21 protein-coding genes, 1 tRNA gene and 2 pseudogenes are annotated in these 21390 nt (G+C 71.1%); 11 read left to right on the plus strand and 13 right to left on the minus strand.

Annotated features, from left to right (window positions below):
* Positions 1-123: 123 nt before the first annotated feature.
* Positions 124-1059: a TetR/AcrR family transcriptional regulator C-terminal domain-containing protein gene (locus OG470_RS05470; RefSeq protein WP_328421406.1), complete on the plus strand. Its 936-nt coding sequence runs from the start codon at positions 124-126 to the stop codon at positions 1057-1059.
* Positions 1060-1083: 24 nt separating this feature from the next.
* Here OG470_RS05470 and OG470_RS05475 read toward each other — a convergent pair whose 3' ends face one another.
* Positions 1084-2484, minus strand: a complete 1401-nt coding sequence (locus OG470_RS05475; RefSeq protein WP_328421408.1) for a YncE family protein — start codon at positions 2482-2484, stop codon at positions 1084-1086.
* 129 nt (positions 2485-2613) lie between these two features.
* Entirely contained in the window at positions 2614-3246 is a 633-nt protein-coding gene (locus OG470_RS05480) for a TetR/AcrR family transcriptional regulator (RefSeq protein ID WP_328421410.1), read from the minus strand.
* A 123-nt stretch (positions 3247-3369) separates the two neighbouring features.
* On the opposite strand from OG470_RS05480, the gene OG470_RS05485 reads away from it, so the two are divergent.
* On the plus strand, positions 3370-4287 hold the full coding sequence (locus OG470_RS05485) for a TIGR03620 family F420-dependent LLM class oxidoreductase (RefSeq protein ID WP_328421412.1): 918 nt from the start codon (positions 3370-3372) through the stop codon (positions 4285-4287).
* 59 nt (positions 4288-4346) lie between these two features.
* A complete protein-coding gene (locus OG470_RS05490) occupies positions 4347-5096 on the plus strand; it encodes an SDR family oxidoreductase (RefSeq protein WP_328421414.1) in 750 nt (249 codons plus the stop codon).
* Between the two features lie 13 nt (positions 5097-5109).
* Here OG470_RS05490 and OG470_RS05495 read toward each other — a convergent pair whose 3' ends face one another.
* Together OG470_RS05495 and OG470_RS05500 are read right to left on the minus strand one after the other, a co-directional pair.
* Positions 5110-5232 carry a hypothetical protein gene (locus OG470_RS05495; RefSeq protein ID WP_328421416.1) on the minus strand — a complete coding sequence of 41 codons (123 nt, stop codon included), beginning with the start codon at positions 5230-5232 and terminating at the stop codon, positions 5110-5112.
* A 202-nt stretch (positions 5233-5434) separates the two neighbouring features.
* A tRNA-Ser gene (locus OG470_RS05500) sits at positions 5435-5521 on the minus strand.
* Between the two features lie 75 nt (positions 5522-5596).
* Here OG470_RS05500 and deoD point away from each other — a divergent pair.
* From deoD to OG470_RS05515, 3 genes are all read left to right on the plus strand, one after another.
* On the plus strand, positions 5597-6304 hold the full coding sequence (deoD, locus tag OG470_RS05505; RefSeq protein WP_074315244.1) for a purine-nucleoside phosphorylase: 708 nt from the start codon (positions 5597-5599) through the stop codon (positions 6302-6304).
* Between the two features lie 131 nt (positions 6305-6435).
* Entirely contained in the window at positions 6436-7074 is a 639-nt protein-coding gene (locus tag OG470_RS05510) for a TetR/AcrR family transcriptional regulator (RefSeq protein ID WP_328421418.1), read from the plus strand.
* Positions 7071-7526 carry an acyl-CoA thioesterase gene (locus OG470_RS05515; RefSeq protein ID WP_328421420.1) on the plus strand — a complete coding sequence of 152 codons (456 nt, stop codon included), beginning with the start codon at positions 7071-7073 and terminating at the stop codon, positions 7524-7526. Before OG470_RS05510 ends, OG470_RS05515 begins: the two co-directional genes overlap by 4 nt.
* A gap of 81 nt (positions 7527-7607) precedes the next feature.
* Here OG470_RS05515 and OG470_RS05520 read toward each other — a convergent pair.
* The 5 genes and pseudogenes from OG470_RS05520 to OG470_RS05540 all read right to left on the minus strand — a co-directional run.
* Positions 7608-7791, minus strand: a pseudogene (locus OG470_RS05520) (ABC transporter permease); the annotation flags it as partial.
* A 21-nt stretch (positions 7792-7812) separates the two neighbouring features.
* Positions 7813-8259, minus strand: coding sequence for a nucleoside deaminase (locus tag OG470_RS05525; protein WP_328426144.1), 447 nt, complete (start codon positions 8257-8259; stop codon positions 7813-7815).
* Positions 8260-8452: 193 nt separating this feature from the next.
* Positions 8453-8980 (minus strand): tRNA adenosine deaminase-associated protein, encoded by a 528-nt coding sequence (locus OG470_RS05530; protein WP_328421422.1) that lies wholly within the window; start codon positions 8978-8980, stop codon positions 8453-8455.
* A gap of 117 nt (positions 8981-9097) precedes the next feature.
* Positions 9098-9265, minus strand: a complete 168-nt coding sequence (locus OG470_RS05535) for a hypothetical protein (RefSeq protein ID WP_328421424.1) — start codon at positions 9263-9265, stop codon at positions 9098-9100.
* Positions 9266-9377: 112 nt separating this feature from the next.
* Positions 9378-9770: a hypothetical protein gene (locus tag OG470_RS05540; RefSeq protein WP_386992580.1), complete on the minus strand. Its 393-nt coding sequence runs from the start codon at positions 9768-9770 to the stop codon at positions 9378-9380.
* A gap of 64 nt (positions 9771-9834) precedes the next feature.
* On the opposite strand from OG470_RS05540, the gene OG470_RS05545 reads away from it, so the two are divergent.
* On the plus strand, positions 9835-10587 hold the full coding sequence (locus OG470_RS05545; protein ID WP_328421426.1) for a M23 family metallopeptidase: 753 nt from the start codon (positions 9835-9837) through the stop codon (positions 10585-10587).
* A gap of 29 nt (positions 10588-10616) precedes the next feature.
* A complete protein-coding gene (locus OG470_RS05550; RefSeq protein ID WP_328421428.1) occupies positions 10617-11687 on the plus strand; it encodes a PHP domain-containing protein in 1071 nt (356 codons plus the stop codon).
* On the opposite strand, the pseudogene OG470_RS05555 reads toward OG470_RS05550, so the two are convergent.
* Positions 11570-12686, minus strand: a pseudogene (locus tag OG470_RS05555) (DMT family transporter); the annotation flags it as partial. The gene OG470_RS05550 and the pseudogene OG470_RS05555 overlap by 118 nt on opposite strands.
* Before the next feature lie 142 nt (positions 12687-12828).
* On the opposite strand from OG470_RS05555, the gene OG470_RS05560 reads away from it, so the two are divergent.
* A complete protein-coding gene (locus OG470_RS05560; RefSeq protein WP_328421430.1) occupies positions 12829-14499 on the plus strand; it encodes a DUF885 domain-containing protein in 1671 nt (556 codons plus the stop codon).
* Between the two features lie 74 nt (positions 14500-14573).
* Here OG470_RS05560 and OG470_RS05565 read toward each other — a convergent pair whose 3' ends face one another.
* Positions 14574-16109, minus strand: coding sequence for a DUF6114 domain-containing protein (locus OG470_RS05565; protein ID WP_328421432.1), 1536 nt, complete (start codon positions 16107-16109; stop codon positions 14574-14576).
* Positions 16110-16186: 77 nt separating this feature from the next.
* Entirely contained in the window at positions 16187-16801 is a 615-nt protein-coding gene (locus tag OG470_RS05570) for a DUF6230 family protein (RefSeq protein ID WP_328421434.1), read from the minus strand.
* A gap of 402 nt (positions 16802-17203) precedes the next feature.
* On the opposite strand from OG470_RS05570, the gene OG470_RS05575 reads away from it, so the two are divergent.
* Positions 17204-17938: a class I SAM-dependent methyltransferase gene (locus OG470_RS05575; RefSeq protein ID WP_328421436.1), complete on the plus strand. Its 735-nt coding sequence runs from the start codon at positions 17204-17206 to the stop codon at positions 17936-17938.
* A gap of 92 nt (positions 17939-18030) precedes the next feature.
* On the opposite strand, the gene OG470_RS05580 is transcribed toward OG470_RS05575, so the two are convergent.
* Positions 18031-19071: a DUF3068 domain-containing protein gene (locus OG470_RS05580; protein WP_328421438.1), complete on the minus strand. Its 1041-nt coding sequence runs from the start codon at positions 19069-19071 to the stop codon at positions 18031-18033.
* 275 nt (positions 19072-19346) lie between these two features.
* On the opposite strand from OG470_RS05580, the gene OG470_RS37155 reads away from it, so the two are divergent.
* The gene (locus OG470_RS37155; protein WP_442931180.1) at positions 19347-20696 is read left to right on the plus strand and encodes an acyltransferase family protein; all 1350 of its coding nucleotides are present in this window, start codon (positions 19347-19349) and stop codon (positions 20694-20696) included.
* Positions 20697-21390 lie beyond the last annotated feature (694 nt).

Genomic DNA, 21390 nt, shown 5'->3' on the forward strand with positions numbered 1-21390 from the left:
GAGCTCTAGTACGCCGAGCCACCACGATGGACGACCACCGACGTGGCGACGTGGCGACCATCGGGGACGGCGACCGGCGCTCTAGTGCGCTACGGTCACACCTCGACCGGCGGGAGGGCGACCGTGACGGAGATCGACGAGTCGACACCCCCGTATCTGCGCATCGTCGGGGAGCTGCGGCGGCGCATCGCGGCGGGCGAGCTCGGCCCCGGCGACCGGCTGCCGTCCACCCGGCAGATCGTCCGCGAGTGGGGGGTCGCCATGGCGACCGCCAGCCGGGCCCTCACCGCGCTCCGACAGGAGAACCTGGTTCGGGCGCTGCCCGGCGTGGGCATGGTGGTGACCGGCCCGGAGCCGCCGCCGGCCGTTCGGGGCGCCCGCGCCGACACCCGGCGGGGTACCGCCCGAGGGGTGACCCGCGACCAGGTGGTGCGGACCGCCACCGAGATCGCCGACGCCGAGGGGTTGCCGGCGCTGAGCATGCGGCGCATCGCGACCGAGTTGGACGTGCCGACCATGTCGCTGTACCGGCAGGTCCGCGGCAAGGAGCAGCTTCTGCTGCTGATGGCGGACGCGGCCTTCGCCGCCCACCGGCTGCCCCGCACGTTCCCTCCGGGCTGGCGGGACCAGTTGGAGCTGCTCTGCCGGCTCCAGTGGTCGATGTACCGGCGGCATCCCTGGCTGGCCCAGGTCGTCTCGCTGACCCGCCCGCTGATGGCGCCGCACGCCGTCGCGCACACCGAATGGGCCCTGCGCGCCCTCGCCGGGCACGGCCTGGACCAGCACACCCAGCTCCACCTGGCAGCCGCCCTGGCCAACCACGTCCGCGGCACCGCGGTGAACCTGGAGCGGGAGGCTGAGGCGGAGCAGGACACCGGCCTCACCGACGACGAGTGGATGGTGGCCCAGGCCGACGTGTTGACCGGGCTGCTCGCGGCGGGTGAGTTCCCGCACCTGGCCCGGCTCGCCCGGTCGCCGGTCGACCTCAATGTCGACAGCCTGTTCGAGTTCGGCCTCCAACGGTTGCTCGACGGGGTGGCGGAGCTGCTCAGCCGGTGAACGCCCGGCCAGGTGCGCGCGTTGTCACAACCTCGGCCGGGCGGCGACCTGCACGGTCACGGACCGGCTCGAGCCCAGGTGCGCGGTGTCGCCGGGGAAGGTGACGGTGTAGGTGTTCGCCCCGGTCGCCCGCGGTATGTCGGAGACGAAGAACGCCCCGGTCTCGGTGGTGCTGACGTTGGGCAGGACGTGGGTGCCGTTCTGGTCCTGCCGCACCACCTGCAGCTGCCGTGGCGCCGACACGGGGGCATCGGTGAACGCCAGACTGCCGGTGACCAGGACCTTCCCCCCGCGTCCGACCGTCGACGGCGCGGAGAGCGTGAGCGAGGATCGCGGCAGGAGAAGGTCCGTCATCAGACGCAGGGTCAGGTGCTGCCCGCCCGGTTCACGGGTGACGGCGTAGAGAGTCCTGCTGTCGGCACTGACCGCGAGGCCCTGCCGTACGAGGTAGGTGTCCTGGGGGAAGTCGTACCGCTGCAGCAAGGTCCCGTCGGGCCGCTCGACGTGGATGCTCGACGTCCTCTCCCAATCTGATCCGTTGCTGGAACCAACGACGACGAGGGCACCATTCGGGGACGTCGTCACGGCGTTGGGGTACGACGCGGACGGCAACACGCCGGCTGGCGAGAAGTCCGTCGTCGAGAAGGCAACGTGATGCGTCGCGATCACCGACCGGTTCTCCAGGAGACCACAGGCCAGGATCGCCGTGCTCGCGTCGACCGTCAGCGCGGCGTCCCCGAGGCCCCCGCAGGTGTCCCACGGCAGAGCCACCGTGATCGACGGCGTTCCGGAGGAGACGTCGAACAGGGTCGCTCTGCTCGAGTAGGAGGTCGCGATGCCGGATTGGTTCACCGCGAGCAGGAGATTCGGTTTGGCCGGGCTGCTCCGGAGCAAGGGAGGGTAGGCGAAGACGTCGCCGAGCGGCAGATCCAAGGCCAGGACCGGCGTCTCGCCGCGCACGTCGAGCGAGCCCAGCTTGCCCTTTGAGAACGTGCATCCGTAGCCGAAGTAGAGCTTCCCCCCGGCCGGTGCCACCCAGGTGGGACAGGTGCTGGCTCCGATGTTGTAGCGACGGGTCTCGGTCCGCGTCGTGGTGTCGATCGCGGCGATGGCGCCCGCCTCGATGAGGGCTACGTGCAGCGTCGAGCCGTCCGGGCTCAGCGCCATGCCGCTGGCGTCCGGCAGGTCCGGGATCGTCGCCTGCGACCCGCCCGACAGGTCCGTCACCCGCACGCCCGACCCCCCGCGCCCGGGGCTGAAGAACAGCTGGCTGCGCGCCGAGTCGACGACCATCTGCGCGTACGTCTCGATGCCGAGCCCGACCGCGCTGTCCGCGTGCGCCACGCCGGGACTCAGCGACGGTACGACGACGAATGTGGCGCCGATCGCCGCGACCATGAGACGTGCGATCTGCTTGACGCGCACGTTTCCACCTCCCCAACCCGATGACCAAGATCCATGTGTCGGGCAAGCTTAGGGGTAGCTGGCACGGTCCGTGCGCTCAGTTCGGGAGTACGGCGACGGTAGCGCGCGACGGATGTCCTGCGGCCCAGCTCACGCCACTTCGGTGGCGTGCTCAGGCAGCCGCGCCCCGGACGCGGCGGCAAAACCGGCGAGCGCGATCTGCGCCGCCTGTTGCAGGTCGCCTCGGGTGACCCCGGCGGCGGCGTGTACCGACTGGCCTTCGGTGACGATCATGACGAAGCGGGCGAGTGCGGCCGGGTCGGCGTGGGCGGGTAGGTCGCCGTCGGCGACGGCCCGGGTGAACCGGTCGGCGAGCGCGCGTTCACCGGCCAGGCGGCTGGCGGCGAGGAACCCGGCGACCGGTGTGTTCTCGGTGGAGCAGGCGGTGCCGCCCTGGATCGACAGGCAACCGGCCGGACGGTCGGGGCGGGTCACGGCGAGCACGTTGTCGCGCAGCAGGGCGGCGACGACCTGGTATGCGCTGGGTTGGGCGAGGGCGTTGCGCGCGTACTCCATGTCCTGTTCGGCGTAGCGGGCCACGGCCTTGCGGAACAGCTCCTCCTTGCTGCCGTAGGCGGCGTAGAGGCTGGGCTTGTTGATGCCCATGGCGGCGGTGAGGTCGCTCACCGAGGCGCCCTCGTACCCCTGTCGCCAGAACACCTCCGTCGCGCGCTCCAGCGCCTCATCGGGGTCGAAACCCCGTGGTCGTCCTCGCTGCGGCACACCCACCACCTCCGCATCCATGTTACCCGCGGCCCAACCGATCGGTACAGAAATTTGCGGACCGGGTCGTCGGTTGCTACCGTCAGATGCGTACCGATCGGTACAGAATTATTGGAGGATGGTGTGGCGACTCGACTCAACACTCCGCTGCCTGCGGTCGGGCTCTGGAGCATGGAGCTGCGTGGCGCCGCCGACCCGGCCGTCCGGGACGCGGCGACCGAGCTCGACGAGCGGGGCTTCCGGGCCCTGTGGGTGCCCGGCCTCGACGGCGGCGGGGCCGTCGACGACGTCGAGCACCTGCTGGGGGCCGCGTCGCACACCACGGTCGCGCTGGGTGTGCTGGCGATCTGGGGCCAGGACCCGGTGGTTCTGGGTGACCGGTTGGCCGCGCTGGACGCCGGGCACGGGCCTCGGACGGTTCTCGGCTTCGGGGTGAGCAACGCCCACTCCGCCGCCCGGGCGGGGCAGGACTACGGCCGGCCGGTGGAGTCGATGGGCCGCTGGCTGGACGCCCTCGACGCCGCGCCCCGGCCGGTTCCCGCCGACCGGCGCATCCTCGGCGCGCTCGGGCCGAGGATGGCGGACCTGGCAGCCGACCGAACGGCCGGTTGGCATCCGTTTCTCGTGACCCCGAGCTACACCGCGGCGCAGCGCGAACGCGTCGGGGCGCAGCCGCTGGTCGCGCCGCACCTCGCTGTCGTCCTCGACGAGGACCCGGACCGGGCCCGTGCCGCCGCTCGGGCGGGGATCGGGATGTTCATCGGCTTTCCGGCGTACCGGGCCAACCTGGCACGCCTGGGGTTCACCGACGACGACCTCGTCCCCGTTGGCAGTGACCGCCTGATCGACGCCCTCGTCGCCTGGGGCGACCTGGACACGGTGGCCACGCGCATCCGGGAGCACCTGGACGCGGGCGCGGACCACGTCGCCCTCCACGTGCTGCGGCCCGACGTTCCGGATCGGCCGGCGCTGCCCCTGCCGCAGTGGCGCGACCTGGCCACGCTCCTGCCGACCTTCGCCTCCACCCCCGCAACCCACTGACCACCCGCTGGCACAACAGCCGGCAGGACAACCGCACCGCAAACAGTAGGAGACCAATCGTGGGACAGCTTGACGGCAAGACCGCCCTCGTCACCGGGGGCACCACCGGCATCGGCCTGGCCGCCGCCCGCCGCTTCGCCGCCGAAGGCGCGTACGTCATCGTCACCGGACGGCGCCAGGGCCTGCTGGACGAGGCCGTGGCGAGCATCGGCGCCAACGCCGCCGGTGTCGCCAGCGACGTGAGCAACCTCGACGACCTGGACCGGGTGATGCAGGCGATCCAGGCCCGGGGCGCAGGGCTGGACGTGGTGTTCGCGAACGCCGGCGGCGGGGAGTTCCTCCCGCTGGGCTCGATCACGGTCGAGCACTTCGCAAGCACCTTCGACAGCAACGTCCGCGGCACCCTGTTCACCGTGCAGAAGGCCCTGCCCCTGCTCAACGAGGGTGCCTCGGTCGTGCTGTCCGGCTCGACGGCCGCGGTCAACGGCACCCCGGCGTTCAGCGTCTACGCCGCGTCCAAGGCCGCGATCCGCTCGTTCGGCCGCACCTGGGCCGCCGAGCTGGTCGGCCGGAACATCCGGGTCAACACCCTGATCCCCGGCCCGACCGAGACCCCGGGCGTCGCCGGCCTCGCGCCCAGCCCGGAGGAGGCCCCCGGGTTGCTGCAGGCCATCGCCTCGGGCGTGCCCATGCGCCGGATGGCCCAACCGGACGAGATCGCCAACGCCGCGCTCTTCCTCGCCTCCGACCAGAGCAGCTACATGACCGGCGGCGAGATCTTCGTCGACGGCGGCCAGCAGCAGCTCTGACGTAGAACGCCCGTCATTCAGGCTGTGCTGACCTGCCCATCCCGATCGCCCTCCCCAGGATGCTGCCACCGAACACGGCGAGCAGGCTGCCGATGGCGATCGCGAACGGCGCAACGAAGACAGCTGTGATGGTCACGGCCACTCCGGCGGCGACAAGTCCACCACCAAGCGCGATCCCCGCCCGACGCTTTGTCATGCGGCGAGTCAAGCAACCCGTCAACACACAAGCAAGGGCACAGCCGCGCAACGCTTCAGCGGGCTGCTCTGGGGACGGCCGTCAAATGCGGAACGCCCGGTTGATCCTCGCGGATCGACCGGGCGTTTTCGCACTTTAGGAGCGGTGGCGGAGGGATTTGAACCCTCGGAGGGCGTTAACCCTCACACGCTTTCGAGGCGTGCTCCTTAGGCCGCTCGGACACGCCACCGCCGACGAGGGTACAGGACCGTAGGTTCCGACGCCGAACCGGTATCGCCCGAGTCGGCCTGGCAGGATCTTTGCCATGAGTACGCACATCGGCGCGAAGCCGGGCGAGATCGCCGAGCGGGTCCTGATGCCGGGTGACCCGCTGCGGGCCAAGTGGATCGCGGAGACCTACCTCGAGGGCGCGACCTGCTACTCGACGGTCCGGGGCATGTTGGGCTTCACCGGCCGCTGGAACGGCGTCGAGGTCTCCGTCCAGGGCTCCGGCATGGGCATGCCGTCGGCCTCCATCTACGCCCACGAACTGATCAACGAGTACGGCGTGAAGACGCTGATCCGGGTCGGCTCCTGCGGTGCCCTCAGCACCGACCTCCAGTTGCGCGACGTGGTCGCCGCGATCGGGTCGTCCACCGACTCGAACATGAACCGGATGCGCTTCGACGGGTTGATCGACTACGCGCCGGTGGCCGACTTCGGGCTGCTGCGTACCTCGGTCGAGGTGGCCGAGCGGCGCGGCATCACCATGCACGTCGGGCCGATCCTGGCTGCGGACGCCTTCTACACCGACCGGCCGGATCTCTACGACACCCTCGCCGACTACGGCGTGCTGGCGGTGGAGATGGAGTCCGCTGCGCTCTACACGATCGCCGCCCGGTTCAAGGCCCGCGCGCTGACCGTGCTGACCGTCAGCGACCACATCAAGACCGGCGAGAAGACCACCTCCGAGGAGCGTGAGCAGACCTTCAGCCAGATGGTCGAGATCGCCCTCGACACCATCATCGCCTGACCCTTCGGCGTACGCCTCCGCCCCGCCGTCCATCCAGACGGCGGGGCGGCGTGGTGTTGGGGCGAGGTCGGGTGACGATGGTCACCCGAAAAACAATACGACCGGTCGTGCTGGTTCGTTACGGTATCCGCATGACCGTCGACGGACGCCTCGCCCGGGGCGAACGCACCCGGAACGCCGCGCTGGACGCGGCCGTGGCGCTCGCCACCCAGGCCGGCCTGGACGGGCTCAGTCTCGCCCAGCTCGCCGACACGCTCGGGGTGAGCAAGTCGGGCCTCTTCGCGCACTGGCGGTCGAAGGAGGCGCTACAGCTCGCGGCGATCGACCGCGCCGTGACGCTCTGGCAGGAGCGGGTCGTCGCGCCGGCGCACCTCGCCCCGCGGGGCGTACGGCGGCTCCGCGCCCTGCACGACGCGCGGCTCGACTTCTACGCCACCCGGGTGCTGCCCGGTGGCTGCTTCTTCGCCAACACCCAGTTCGAGTTCAACGCCCGCCCCGGCCCGGTCCGAGACCGGCTCGCCGAGACGCACAGCCAGTGGACCGCATACCTCGAACGCCTCGTCCAGCAGGCGGTCGACGCCGGCGAACTCCCCGCCGACCTGGACGTCCCGCAGCTGGCGTACGAAATCGACGCGCTCGGGATGGCAGCCGCGATGAAATCCCGGCTGCTCGACCCGGACGCCACCTACCGGCACGCCCGCGCCGGCCTGCTGGACCGCCTGCGGGCGCTCTGCCCCCGACCGTCCCTGTTAACGGAAGGCCCCTCATGACCAACGCCGTCGCCGACCAGCCCACCGTCCAGTTCGGGCACGTCGAGCACGTCACGGTGCACTTCGACGACCTCGACGCGATGGGCATCCTGCACAACGCGCGGTACGCGGTGCTGCTGGAACGGGCCCTGACTCCATACTGGACCGAGCGAGGGCTGGCCTACCGGGGCAGCGCCACCCCGCCTGACTTGTTCCACGCGGTCCGCGAGTTCACCATCACCTATCGGACGCCGATCGCCGCCACCGGCCCGGTGGCGGTGCACTTCTGGCTCGAACACTTCGGCACCAGCAGCGCCGAGTACGCCTTCCAGTTCCGCTCCGTCGACGGCGACACGGTGCACGCCGAGGGACGGCGGGCGATCGTCCGCCTCGACCCGGCGACGCTGCGGCCCACGCCGTGGACCGAGGCTGCCCGGGCGGTGGCCACCACCCTGCTCCGCCCCACCGCCTGACGCGCTCCGGCAACGCCTTCAGGTGCGTCTGCCGTCGTGGCAACAACAGACGCACCCGAAGGAACCGGCGGCCCGGGCCGGCGAGACTCCCAGCGCCTCGGTGGGGGCGAGCCGGGCGGCGCGGACGGCCGGGTACAGGCCGGCCAGACCGCCGATTAGCAGGGTCGCCCCCAACGCCGCCGGCCATCGCCCAGACCGGCACCACGGTCGGCCACTGCCGCCAGAGGGCGTAGCCAGCGGTGACCAGGATGCCGAGCAGCACCCCGGCCTGAGTCTGCCCGGCGGGTCAGCGGAAGAAGGCGCGCAGGACGGCCGCGGTCTCGGCCTCCAGCACACCGCCGTAGACCTCCGGGCGGTGGTTGAGGCGACGGTCGCGCAGCACGTCCCAGAGCGAACCGGCCGCGCCGGTCTTCGGCTCCCAGGCGCCGAAGACGACGGTGGAGACCCGGGCCAGCACCAGCGCCCCCGCACACATGGTGCACGGCTCCAGGGTGACCACCAGGGTGCAGTCGTCCAGCCGCCACCGGCCGGCCCGCTCGGCACCCCGGCGCAGTGCCAACACCTCGGCATGCGCGGTGGGGTCGCCGGTCAGCTCCCGCTCGTTGCGCCCGATCGCCAACTCGGTGCCGTCCGGGCCGTAGAGCACCGCGCCCACCGGCACATCGTCCACGTCGACGGCACCCGCGTCGTCGACGGCCGGACCGGTGACAGCGACCTCCAGGGCACGGCGCATCCACAGCTCGTGCCGCTGGCGCCGGCCGACCTCGCCCGGGTCGGCCAGACCCTCGTGGGCGCCCGGTCCAGCGCGACCTACCGTGCCCGGGGTCGGCTGCCCGGGACGGATCGTCTCTAGCAGAGGATCGGTGGCGTCGGCCGGCTCCGCGCCGCCCACCGGCACCGTCCCGCCCGACCCGGATCCGGCGGGATCAGACCTCACGCAACTCCTCGACCTGGTCGACACAGCCGAGCACCAGGCAGATCTCGGCGGTGACGTCGGCCGGCATCATCCCCTCGTGCGAGCACAGGGTCAGCAGCCTCTGCGCGGAGATGCCCAGGTTGGCCAGCAGGTCGGCGTCGCCCACCGGATCGGCCTCCGGGTCGACGACGGGCTGCTCACTCTCCTCGTCGCCACTGGCCGCCGGGCGTGGCTCGTCGACGTCGTCGAGCCCGGTGACCGAGGTCTTCAGGTCGCCGACCAGCAGCGCACCCAGCTGAGACTCCTCGGCGTACGCGGAATCCGACCCGAACACCCGCAGGTCCTCGCCCTCGTCGAGGCGCAGGATCACCAGGTACGCGTCATCCGCCTCGACGAAGAGCAGCGACACGTCGGCCTCCTGGTCGACATCGCGCAGCCGGTCGGCGACCTCGTCGATGTCGGTGGCGCCACGCAGGCTGACCTCGGCGGCGGTCCAGCCACTGTCGTCGCGCACAACGGCCGCAGCGAAGTACGACACGGTCCCCCCAATAGCCCTCGGCACAGCGCCGACTCGTTACGCGTGCACGTTAGCCGGTCAGGTCGGCAGGCGACCGGTCAACGCCCCGAAGGGCCGGTCATTCCTGACAAAGTCGGATCAGCCGGCTACCCGACGGCGGGTGGCGATGAGTTGGCGCAGACGCTCGGTACGTAGCCGATTTGGCCGGGTGCGCTGGCGTACCGCCCGGGCCCCCGCCAACTCGGCGAGCAGCTGCAGGCGGCGGCGGCTTCGATCGGGGTCCTGCCGCGAGGTGGTCCAGGCCATAGTGCCGAGCGTGCCGAGTCTCGGCGGCCACGTCAAGACGGCGTTCGCTACGCAGCCAACCGGGCACACGCCGCAGTCACCGGCACCCGATCTGGGGCAGGCCCGGACCGGTTCACCAGAGCGGCCAGTCGCCCCCGGTCGCCCAGCGGACCGCCACCACGGCGGCGGCGATGCTCCAGCCACCGGCGGTGACGATGGCCACCCCGGTGGCCACCCCGCGGTCGCCGAAGCGGACCAGCACCAGGGCCGTCAGCCAGGCCAGCAGGCCGGCCACCACCGTCCACCACGCATAGCTGGCCACGTCGGTGCCGAGCAGGCCGAACAGCAGCAGCCAGCCGGCCGCCGCGCCGCCGCCAGCGGCGACACCGCCGCCGGTGACCGGGTGCGGTTCGCGGTAGGTGGGGCGGGTCGGCGGCCCGGACGGAAAGAGCCCCGAGGGGGTACGCGACACTGGGCGTGCGGCGAAGCCGGGACCCGGGTCGGGGTCGGGCCGGGCGATGGTCACCGTCGCTGCCCTCCCCTCATGTGCGTCATTCGTGCCCACGGTACCGGTCTGCCAGGATGACCGGATGCCCTCGCCGACGATCCGCCGCGCGCGTCCGGCGTACCCGATCCTGCTGCTGCTCGCCCCGGTGCTGGCCGCCGGCTGCGCGACCACCCGGCCGGGGGTGCCACCGGACGGCGGCGCGCCGACGACGCCGGCGGTCTGGGCCACCGGCGACCAGCCGGGGGCGACGCCAACGGCGACCGGCCCGGCCGCCCCGGCGCCGTCCTCGGCCGGGCCGTCGGCGACGGCACCCCGCGTCGGGCTGCGGCACGTCTTCCCGGTACGCGCCGACGACGTCGCCTATCACCCGACGCATGGGGCGTACCCGGCGACGGACCTCTTCGCCGACTGTGGTGAGCCGTTCGTGGCGGTGACCGACGGGACGGTGCTGGAGGCGAGTCGCACCGACCGGTACGACAAGCGCGGGCCGCAGGGTCCGGACAACGGGGGCCTGTCGGTCGCCCTGCTCGGCGACGACGGGGTGCGCTACTACGGCTCGCACCTGAGCGTCGTGGCCACCGGCATCGACGCCGGGGTCCGGGTCCGTGCCGGGCAGCAGCTCGGCAAGGTGGGCCGCACCGGCAACGCGAACAACGTCTGCCACGTGCACTTCGGCATCTCGCCGCCGTGTACCGGCAAGGACGGCTGGTGGATCCGGCGTGGGGTCCTGTGGCCGGCGCGCTACCTGGACTCCTGGCGGCGCGGTGGCAATCGCGAGCCGGCCGCCGAGGTGACCGCGTGGCAGCGCAAACACGGCTGTCCGAAGGCTCCCTGACGGACCCCGTACCAACTAGGTTCGGTGGGATGAAGGCCCGGGACCCCATCGCCGACCTGCGCCGGATCGCTTTCCTGCTGGAGCGGGCGAACGAGGCCACCTACCGGGTGCGGGCCTTCCGGTCGGCGGCGAAGGCGCTGGCCGGCCTGCCGGCGGCCGAGGTGGCCGAGCGGGCCGGCAACGGCACGCTCACCGAACTGGCCGGGGTCGGTGACGTCACGGCCCGCTGCGTGGCGGAGTCGCTGGCCGGCGAGGAGCCGGTCTACCTACGCCGGCTGGTGGCGACCGAGGGCAGTGACCTGGACGCCGAGGCGACGGCGCTGCGCACCGCCCTGCGCGGCGACTGTCACACCCACTCGGACTGGTCCGACGGCGGCTCGCCGATCGAGGAGATGGCGCTGGCCGCGGTCGAGATGGGCCACGAGTACCTGGTGCTGACCGACCACTCGCCCCGGCTGAAGGTGGCCCGCGGGCTGACTGCCGACCGGCTGCGCAGCCAGCTCGACCATGTGGCGAAGGTCAACGCGGCGCTGCCGGAGGGTTTTCGGATCCTGACCGGGATCGAGGTGGACATCCTCGCCGACGGCTCGCTGGACCAGGACGAGGAGCTGCTGGCCCGGCTGGACGTGGTGGTCGGCTCGGTGCACAGCGGCCTGAACGACGAGCGGGCGAAGATGACCCGGCGGATGCTGACCGCGGTCGCCAACCCGCACCTGGACATCCTCGGGCACTGCACCGGCCGGATGGTGTCGTCCCGCCCCGCCGGGGTGACCGGTCCCGGCGACCGGGCGCACCGGGTTCGGACCAGGGCGGAGAGCGACTTCGACGCGGACGCGGTCTTCGCCGCCTGCGCGGAGCACGACACCGCCGTCGAGATCAACTCCCGACCGGAGCGGCAGGACCCACCGAAGCGGCTGATCCGCCGTGCCCTGGAGGCCGGCTGCCGGTTCGCGATCAACACGGACGCGCACGCGCCGGGCCAGCTCGACTGGCAGCGGTTCGGCTGCGAGCGGGCCGCCCGCTGCGGCGTCCCTGCCGACCGGGTGGTCAACACCTGGTCGGCGGAACAACTCGTGGCCTGGACCGGCGAGCGGTCCTGAGCCACACCTGGCGGAACCTCAGCGGCTGGCCGGCTCCGCAGCGGGCGCGGCGGGAGCACCGACGCCGATCACCGGCCGGGGTCGACGCCGACCGAACACGCCCTGCGAGACCGCGACCCCCAACAGCACGATGAGGGCGCCGACCGGCTGGTGCCAGTTGAGCCGCTCGTCGAGCGCCACGGCCCCGATCAGCACCGCGAAGATCGGGATCAGGTAGGTGACGGTGGAGGCGGTGCTCGCACCGGCCACCCGGATGTTGCGCATGTTGATGACGAAGGCGAGCCCGGTGCCGAGCGCACCGAGAGTCAGCACGCTGGCCACCACCTTCGGCGAAAGGTCGGTGGGTAGGGGCGGCGCGCCCGCCACGAACGGGGTGACGATGGCCAGTTGCAAGGCGGCGATCAGCAACTGTGCCGCGGAGAGCGACAGGCCAGAGTGCGCGCTGGCCGCGACGAACCGCTTCTGGTACGGGATGGCGACGCCGTAGCAGGCGGCCGCGCCGAAGCACATCAGCTGCCCGATGAAGTGCGCCCCGCCGATCCCCTCCCAGACCCCGAGCACCACGAGCACGCCGAGGAAACCCAGCCCGAGCCCGACCGCGCGGCGCACGGTCAGCCGCTCGGTGCGGAAGACCAGCACCGCCAGCGGCAGCACGATCAGCGGCGTGGTGGCGTTCCAGATGCCGGCCAGCATCGACTCGACGCGCTGCTCGCCATAGCCGAAGAGGGTGAACGGCACGGCCACGCCGAACGCGGCGACGACGCTCAGGTGTGCCCAGACCCGGGGCTCGCGGGGCAGCCGGTCGCGCAACACGGCGAGGACCACCAGCAGGGTCAGCGCGCCGGCGACGACCCGGTAGAGGGTGAGCTGGACGGGGTGCAACTCCGCCACGCCGACCTTGATGAACAGGAAGCTGGAACCCCAGATCGCGGCGAGGGCGACGAATCCCGGCAGCCAGGTGCGCAGCGGCGCCTTGTCAGGAGTGATATCGGCGGTCACCCCTGACACTCTGCCGGAGTCGTACGACAAAGTCCCGCGACTTTCGGACACCGTGGCGACCACCACTGTGCTGCCGCGCCTGCTGGCTGAACACGACAAACGTCGTCGACACCGGGGCGGGTTGGTCACGTAGGGTCGCAGCGTGGGACGAATTGATGAACTCGCCAACCGTTACGTGGCCGAGTGGGCGCCGTTGAGCCCAACCGGCGCGACCTATGTCGGCATCGCCGGCCACGACGACCAACTCGACGACCTGTCACCCGAGGGCTACCAGGCGCGCGCGGACCTGACCCGCCGGACGCTCACCGAGCTCGACGTGACCGAGCCGGCCACCGAGGCGGAGCGCACCGCCAAGGAGGCCATGCAGGAACGGCTCGGCCTGGACCTGGCCCGGTACGACGCTGGCGAGGCGACCAGCGAGGTCAACGTGATCGCCAGCGGGCTGCACGACATCCGCATGGTGTTCGACCTGATGCCAACCGCGACGGCCGACGAGCAGGCCAACATCGCGGCCCGACTCAACGGCTTCCCCAGCGCGTTGGAGGGCTACAAGACCACGCTGCGCGAGGCGGTCGCCGCCGGCCAGGTCAGCTCGAAGGTGCAGCTGATCGAGGTGGCGAAGCAGTGCGACATCTGGGTCGACCCCACCGGGGACAACTTCTTCCACGGGCTGATCGAGCGGCTGGGCGTGGACGGCACGCTCGGCGCGGAGCTACGCCGGGGCGCGGCGGCGGCCACCGCGGCGACCGCGGAGTTCGGCCAGTTCCTCCGTAGCGAGTTGGCCCCGCACGGGCGGGACAAGCAGGCCGCCGGCCGGGAGCGCTACGAACTCGCCTCGCAGTACTTCCTCGGCGCGAAGATCGACCTGGACGAGACGTACGCCTGGGGCTTCGCGGAGCTGGCCCGCCTGGAGGCGGAGATGCGCGTCGTCGCCGGGCGCATCGCGGGTTCCGGTGCCAGCGTCGACGACGCCGTACGCGCCCTGGACGCCGACCCGGCGCGGACCATCCAGGGCAAGGAGGCATTCCGGGACTGGATGCAGGCGCTCGCCGACAAGGCGATCAGCGAGCTGCACGCCACCCACTTCGACATCCCGGAGCAGGTCCGCCGGATCGAGTGCTGCCTCGCCCCGACCAGCGACGGCGCCATCTACTACACCGGGCCGAGCGAGGACTTCTCCCGCCCGGGCCGGATGTGGTGGGCGGTGCCCCAGGGCATCACCGACTTCTCCACCTGGCGGGAGGTGACCACGGTCTACCACGAGGGCGTGCCGGGTCACCACCTTCAGGTGGCGCAGACCGCGGTCCGGGCCGACCTGCTCAACCGCTGGCAGCGGCTGCTCTGCTGGGTCTCCGGGCACGGCGAGGGCTGGGCGCTCTACTCGGAGCGGCTGATGGACGAGCTGGGCTACCTGGAAGACCCGGGCGACAAGCTGGGCATGCTCGACGGCCAGGCGATGCGCGCGGCGCGGGTGATCGTCGACATCGGCATGCACCTGGAGCTGGAGATCCCGAAGGACAACCCGTTCGGCTTCCACCCCGGCGAGCGGTGGACGCCCGAGCTGGGCTGGGAGTTCATGCGGGCGCACTGCCGGGTGCCGGACGAGAACCTGCGGTTCGAGCTGAACCGCTACCTGGGTTGGCCGGGGCAGGCCCCGTCGTACAAGGTCGGTGAGCGGATCTGGCTCCAGGCCCGCGAGGACGCCAAGGCCCGCAAGGGCGCCGACTTCGACCTGCGGGAGTTCCACCGGCAGGCGTTGGATCTGGGTGCGCTGGGCCTCGACCCGCTGCGCCAGGCGCTGGCCCGGCTCTGAGCCGGTGACGGCTCCGGGTGCCGGCGGTACGACAGGTCCGCTGGCACCCGGAGCCGTGGTGACGGGTGTGCCGCTCAGCCGAGGGTCAGTGCCAACGACGGCCGGGCGGTCAGCGTGTCGCTGGTGACGTACGCCAGGTCCATGACGGGGTCGGTGAACGTGATCGAGATCGGCAGGGTGACCGGGATGCCGTCCGGCAACGGCAGGTCCGGAGTCAGAGTGATCTTGATGCCGAGCAGCCGGCCGACGAACCGGGTGGAGTAGAAGGCCACGTCACCACGGACGGTCAGCCGGTCGGTCTTGTACAGCTGGTTGCGCCCGTCGGGGCCGTCCGCGCGGAGCAGGAAGTCGTCGGTCACCGCCTCCCGCATGCTGAACTTCAGCACCTTGAGGTTGCCCTTCTCGGTCTGCAGCTCGGTGGTCCCGTCGAACCGCAGCCCGGTCATGGTGACCTTGGAGCCGGTGAGCTTGGACGGCATCTGGGCCACCTTCGGCAGGGTCGGGTCGGCGGCAATGCGCGGCAACGGCTTGCCCGGCTCCGCCTTGCCCGGTGCCGCCGTGCCCGGACTGCCCGGCCGCGTCGGGGACGGGCAGGCGGCGGATCCGGGGCGGGGCGTCGGAGTGCTGGTCGGCTGCGCCGAGGGCGTGGCGGTAGGGCTCGCCGACGGCGTCGCGGTCTCCTTGCGGCGGCCACCGGTGAGCAGGTCACCGATCCCGTCCAAAATGTCGGTGATCACGTTGCCGCTCCGCGTCGGGCTCGGGCTCGCCGTCGGCGTCGAGGTGGGCGCACTGGGACTGGGAGTCGGAGTGACGACCCGGGGCGGGGTCGGACAGGCGGTCACGGTGGGCCGGTTCGGGGCGGCCTGCACCGCCCGGGGCTGGGTGGCCAGTCCGGCCGCGGCGAGGCCGAGCACCACCAGGGCGACTCCGAACGCCCGCGGATCAGCGGAACGTCCCGGCCACTCGGGCGGTGCGCCCGCGTCGGTCGCGTCGCCCGCCGGGTGACCCACCCGTTCGGCGACCGCGCCGGACGGCTCCGATTCGATCCGCTCCGTGTCGACCCGCTCGACGCCGGCCTGGTCGGTTCCGGCCTGCTCGGCTCCGTCCGGCTCGGTTCCGTGCTGTTCGGTTCCGTGCTGCTCCGCGTGGGGCTGATCCTCATCGGCCTGCTCCGCGCCAGCCTGCTCTGCGTCGGACAGTTCAGCGGCGCTCGGCGCGGGTCGGATCGGCGTCCAGGCGAAGGCGAGCGCGCTGCCCACCATGCCGAGCAGCAGGCCGACGAAGAAGCCGCCGAGGTTGAGCCCGATCAGCGAGTAGACCGCGGTGACCGCCGCGACAACCGAGTAGAACAGCCGCTGTGCCGGGCTGAGCCAGAGCAGCAGGCCGCAGGTCACCAGGATTGCCGGGATCAGCAGCGAGAGCAGGCCGGTAGCTCCACTGGAGAAGCTCAGGCCGTTGAGCGTCATCCGGGTGGAGGCGAACATCTCCACCCCGGCCAGGGCGGTGAGGAGGCCACCCCAGAACGGTCGGCTCCGCTGCCAGCGGCGGAAGGTCCGCCACACCTGGGCCGTACCGCCGGGCCGGGCGTGGGACGGGTTGGCGGTTGTCACGTACTCCTCCTGGCGGAGCGGGGTCGGGGACAGGGTCGTGGCCCGCGGTGGTCTGCCACCGCGGGCCACGACTCACCTCAGAAGCACTCCTTGCCCTTGGCGTCGTCGCCCACGTTGACCTTCAACCGGAGGCCGACGAGGTTGAAGGTGGCCGCCGTGGTGTACCGGGACACCTGCTGGAGGTTGGTGATGGTGACGTGGTCGGAGTTCTGGCCGAACGAACCCTTCTGCGCCGTCGCGTTCAGGTCGGTCGCGTCCCGGCCAATCTTGATGTTGGTGAACGTCGCGTTACCGTCGAGCGAGTCCATCGCGATCAGCAGGTCCTTGGCCCGGGCGGGCTCCTTGCCCTCACCGGCGTTGATGGTGAGCACCACCGGCAGGCCGGGCAGGTCGGAGCGGACGGACTGGCAGAGGCTGTACAGCTCGGCGCTGCTGATCTCGGCGAGGGCCATCGGGTGGACCTTGCCGTCCTCGCCCTTCTCCCGGACGATGCCGCCGTACTGCTTGAAGCCGTCGCCCTCAAGGCGGTCCGCGCCGATCTTGAACGTCTGCCCGGACACGGTGACGTCGGACGCGATGGCTCCGGTCGACATGCCGAACAGGATGGCGCCGACGGCGGCGGTGGCGGGCACCGCCATGGCGGCGAACCGACGCCACCGGGTACGACCCTGATTGTCAAACCGATCCTGCACGGGTTCCTCCTCAGGTGGCCGGTCCCGAACTGGCGGCCCCAGCACCGGGCCCGTCATCTGTTACCGGCGGGTAACGATCGAGCCTGATCGTGCACCCGTTGCGGCGTGGCTCACAACCCCTCGATTACCCGGCGGTAACACGAGTGCGACCCACGATCAGGGTGGCGTCACGAAACGTGGAACTTGCCGTACGGACAGAAGCCCTGAGTGTCAACAAAGCCGGCATATAGCTGCGCCGCAACAGCAGAGAGTGGCAGAGCATCGACGAATTACAATTAGATAACGGATGTAAAGTACGCAGGTCGTGGAGAGCCGTTCGGCTCACCCCGCTCCGCCCGAACATCCAGGCGAGCCGGGAACCGGTCGATCCCGGTGGACGCCCGGATGCCCTAGGGTTTCGGCGTGAATCTGAACGACGTGCGGCGCGACTGGACCAAGCTGGGCACCGAGGATCCGCTCTGGGCCGTCCTCGTTCAGCCCGGCAAACGCGGCGGACGGTGGGACGTCGAGGAGTTCCTGGCCACCGGCCGCGCCGACGTCGAGGAGACGGCTGGCTGGCTGAGCGAACTCGGCCTGCCGACCCGCTGGGAGCGGGCGCTGGACTTCGGCTGCGGCGCCGGGCGGCTGTCGCAGGGGCTCGCCCCGCACGCCGACGAGGTGGTCGGCGTCGACATCGCTCCGTCCATGCTGGAAACCGCCCGCCGACTGGACCGGAGCGCCGGAAACATCCGGTTCGTCCTCAACGACGCGCCGGACCTGAGCCAGTTTCCCGACGGTCACTTCGACCTGGTCTACAGCGCCCTGGTGTTGCAGCACCTGCCCCGCCCGGTGATCGACCGCTACCTGGCCGAGTTCCTGCGGGTCCTGCGGCCCGGCGGCATCGCGGTCGTGGGGTTGCCGACCGAGCCGGCGCGTACGGCCAAGGGCCTCATCTGGCAGGTCGTGCCGTTCCGCCTGATCAGCTGGGCACAGCGCCGACTGCTCAACTATCCGGCGCCGATGAGCATGACGGCCGTGCCGCACGCCGACATGGTCCGGCTGGTGGCCGCAAACGGCGGGGACATCGTCGGGCAGCGGCCCGATCTGCCGTACACCGAGGACTGGGTGTGCACCCGTTACGCGGTGCGGCGCGCCTAGCCGACCCGCCGGACCACCTCCGGCGACCTGGCAAATGACCGGGCCGGCCGACCCCTAGGGTCGGCCGGCCCGGTCAGGTCGGTGCGGTGGTGTTACGGCTCGCTGCGCTCCACAGCGTGGCGCCCGCCAGCCGGCACCGTGGGCTCCCCGACCGGCTCCGAGGACGCCTGCGACGGCAGGTCGGTCGTCGGTCGGTCGTCGGTCGCCGCCGGTGCCTCGTCGGGCCCGCGGCGAGTCGCGCGGATGACGATGAACAGACCGAGCATCACCAGGGCGAGGCCGAGGAGACCAAGCAGGATCGGCACCACCGTGGTCAGCAGGTTGATCTGATCACGCGCGTCCTTGGCAGCCTTGGCCTGCTGCTTCTGGGTGTCCTCGGTGAAGGCGAGGTCAGCGTCGATGATCTTGATCTTGTCCGCGCCAGCCCCGTCGCGGAGGGTCTGCAGCTGCTTCTCCTGGCCCTTGACGATCACGCCACTGTCGGGTTCCACCCACAGGGTGCGGGTATTGGCGTAGAAGCGGCCCGCGCTCACCGTGGGCTCCGTCGATCCGAGCAGGTTGCCCGGGACCTGGATCTCGCTGATCTGGACCGGCTCGACCGTCATCTCGAACTTGTAGACGGTCAACCCCTGCAGCTTCTCGGTGCTCACGTACTTGGCGGGGTACGCCTTCCGAGCGGTGTTGTCGAAGTACTGGTAGGTCTTCTTCTCGGTGCCGAACGGGAAGGTGTAGGTCAGGCCCTCGTGCTTGAAGTGCGCGCCGTTGATGTCCTCGGCACAGCAGGCGACCGCCTCCGCGGTCCGCCGGTCGAGGGCAACCCGGTCCGTACTGACCGTGATCTCCTTGCCGGCGTCGTCGATCACTCGGACGCCGACGTTGAAGACCGCCCGGTCGGCGTTGCCGTCCTCGACATCGCCTCGTACGGCGCGGTGGGCGGTCAGGTTGGCGCCGCTCCGCTCCGACAGGGTGCTGAAGTCAAGGACAGTCGCGTTCCGAGCCTCCGAAACCGTTACCGAACTCTGGTCAAGGGGCACCTTGACGAGAGCGGGCGCGACGATCAGCGGCGTCGCCACGGCCCCGACGATCAGGAACGTGCCTGCCGCCACCAAGATGGCACCCGACGTAGGTCGCATGTAACTCCTCCCCTTGTAAAGACTCGACTAGTCGGCTGACAGTACATGACGAGGCCGATTTCGGATATGGTCCGATGCGGCCTCCCGAGGCGCGCTGACCCCGGTGAGACGCAGCCGTCCGGCTGCTACATCAAATGGGATGTTGAGGAACTGTGAGCCGAGCTGTCAGACCGGACCCGATCAGCGGACAGGCGGGCCTGTCCGCGCCTAATATCCGCCGTTCGGATGGCTGGTTGCCCGCATTGGAAGGGCTCCGAGCCGTGGCGGTGCTCGCGGTGGTTGTCCACCACGTCTCCTTTCTCAGTGGGCTGACCAACTCGTTCGCCCGCCTCGGAGGTCTGCTGGCCAGGCTGGATGTGGGGGTGGCACTCTTCTTCGCGCTGTCCGGCTTCCTCCTCTACCGACCATTCGCACTCGCCGCCATTCATTCGCAGTCACACCCGCCAGTTCGGAGATACCTCTGGCATCGTGCGTTGCGCATTTTGCCCGGGTACTGGGCAATGGCGGTTGTCGCACTGACCTGGCTCAACATCGATTACCTCAAGTCACTCTGGGACTGGGCAATCCCCCTCCTGTTGGCACAGATTTATCAGCCATTGCGACTGCCGGTCGGGATGGAGCAGACCTGGAGCCTGGCTACGGAGGCGACTTTCTACCTGGCGCTGCCGGTGATAGCGGTGCTCGGCCGCCGGATGGGCGGTCGTACCCCGCTCGGACGAGCCCGACGCCACCTGGCACTCGGTGCTGTACTCGTCTTTGTCGGCCTCACCTGGAATGCGTACGCGCACGGTCCCGACTCGCCACTACCGGGACTCGCGGTGCTCTGGCTGCCCGCCTTTCTGGACTGGTTCGGCATCGGCATCATGCTGGCCGTGCTCGCCTCGTGGCCCTCCAGCACGATTTCGTCCCCGTTCCTCCCGGGCCTGGGCGGAAGCCGGCCCGGGCGGGGCGACGAGGACCTGTGGTCTGCCACGCCGCGCGGGCTGCGCGTCTTCACGTTCGCCCCCGGGACGTCGTGGCTCATCGCCGGCGCGCTGCTCTGGATCGCCAGTACCCCGATCGCCGGCCCTCGCGGGGTCGAGCCCGCCAAGCCGATCGAGTCGGTCACCGAACATCTGGTGTTCCTGCTCGTCGCCTGGTTCGTGATCGCCCCCCTCGTCGGCCCGGGGTCGGGCGGGGTACCGCGCGCGCTCCTCGGCCGTCCGGTGATCAGATTCCTCGGCCGGATCTCCTACGGCATCTTCCTGTGGCACCTCCTCGCGCTCGAGGTCTGCTTCCGCCTGCTCGGATTCACCCGGATGCACAGTTCGTTCTGGGTGCTCCTCGTGCTCACCCTGGCCCTCACCATCCCGGTCGCGACGGCCAGCTACTTCCTCATCGAGCGGCCGACGCAACGAGTGCGGCGGTTCATGGAGAGACGGGGCACCGAACGTGGGCCCAGGGTCGTGCCCGGGTCCCGGGTCGGGTCGCCGGCGCAGGTGCCAGCGCTGCAGGCCGCGACCGCGGGCCCGGCCGAACACCCGGCCCTCCCGAGGCGACTCGTACTTCCCACGGACCCGCCGGAAACGCAGCAGCAGAGCGGCGATCGCGACGAGGAGCAGGCCGGTCGGGATCGCGACGAGTAGCTCGGCGACCCGTTCCGAGCTGACCCGCGGCAGCCACCACCGCTGCGTCCCGTAGGCCGCGAGACCAAGGGCGGCGGGCACCCAGATCCACCCGGGCCTGGGCATCCGGCGCCGGTGCAGTGCCACGACCACGACGGCGCAACCGAGACCGACCAGGCCACCGAGCAGCGCCGGAACACCGATCGCGAGTACCGGCGCGGTCGGCATCGAAGCCGGAACCACCGGGTACGACGGTCGATGCCGGCGCGCGGGGAGCAGGGCGGCGATGACCAACAGCAGCAGTAGACCTCCGGCGATGCGCAGGATGAGGCCGTACTTCTCTCCGGGCGTGAAGACGAGCTCGACGCGGCCGGCGGCCCCGGCCGGCACGAACCAGGCTTGTTTCCACCCGTCGATGCGGGTCGGCACGAGCCGGACACCGTCGAGGGTGGCCCGCCAGCCGGGGTTGGCGTTCTCTGGGACAACCAGATAGCTGCCCCCGCCCGACCCGACCTCGACCGACCGGCGCTGGTCATCCCAGCCGAGCACCGTCAAGCTGCGGCGGGACGGCTCGGCGTCCGCTCCGGCGACGGCGGGTCGGTCCGGTGGCTCGCCGGTCATGATCACGCTGTCGACGACGAACCGGTCCGGCGGGGCGGAAAGCTCGTTCGGGCCGGCTCGCAGCGGGACCCGGTCGTCGTCCGTCTTCGGCTTG

It is taken from the genome of Micromonospora sp. NBC_00389 (assembly GCF_036059255.1).
Taxonomy (GTDB): Bacteria; Actinomycetota; Actinomycetes; order Mycobacteriales; family Micromonosporaceae; genus Micromonospora.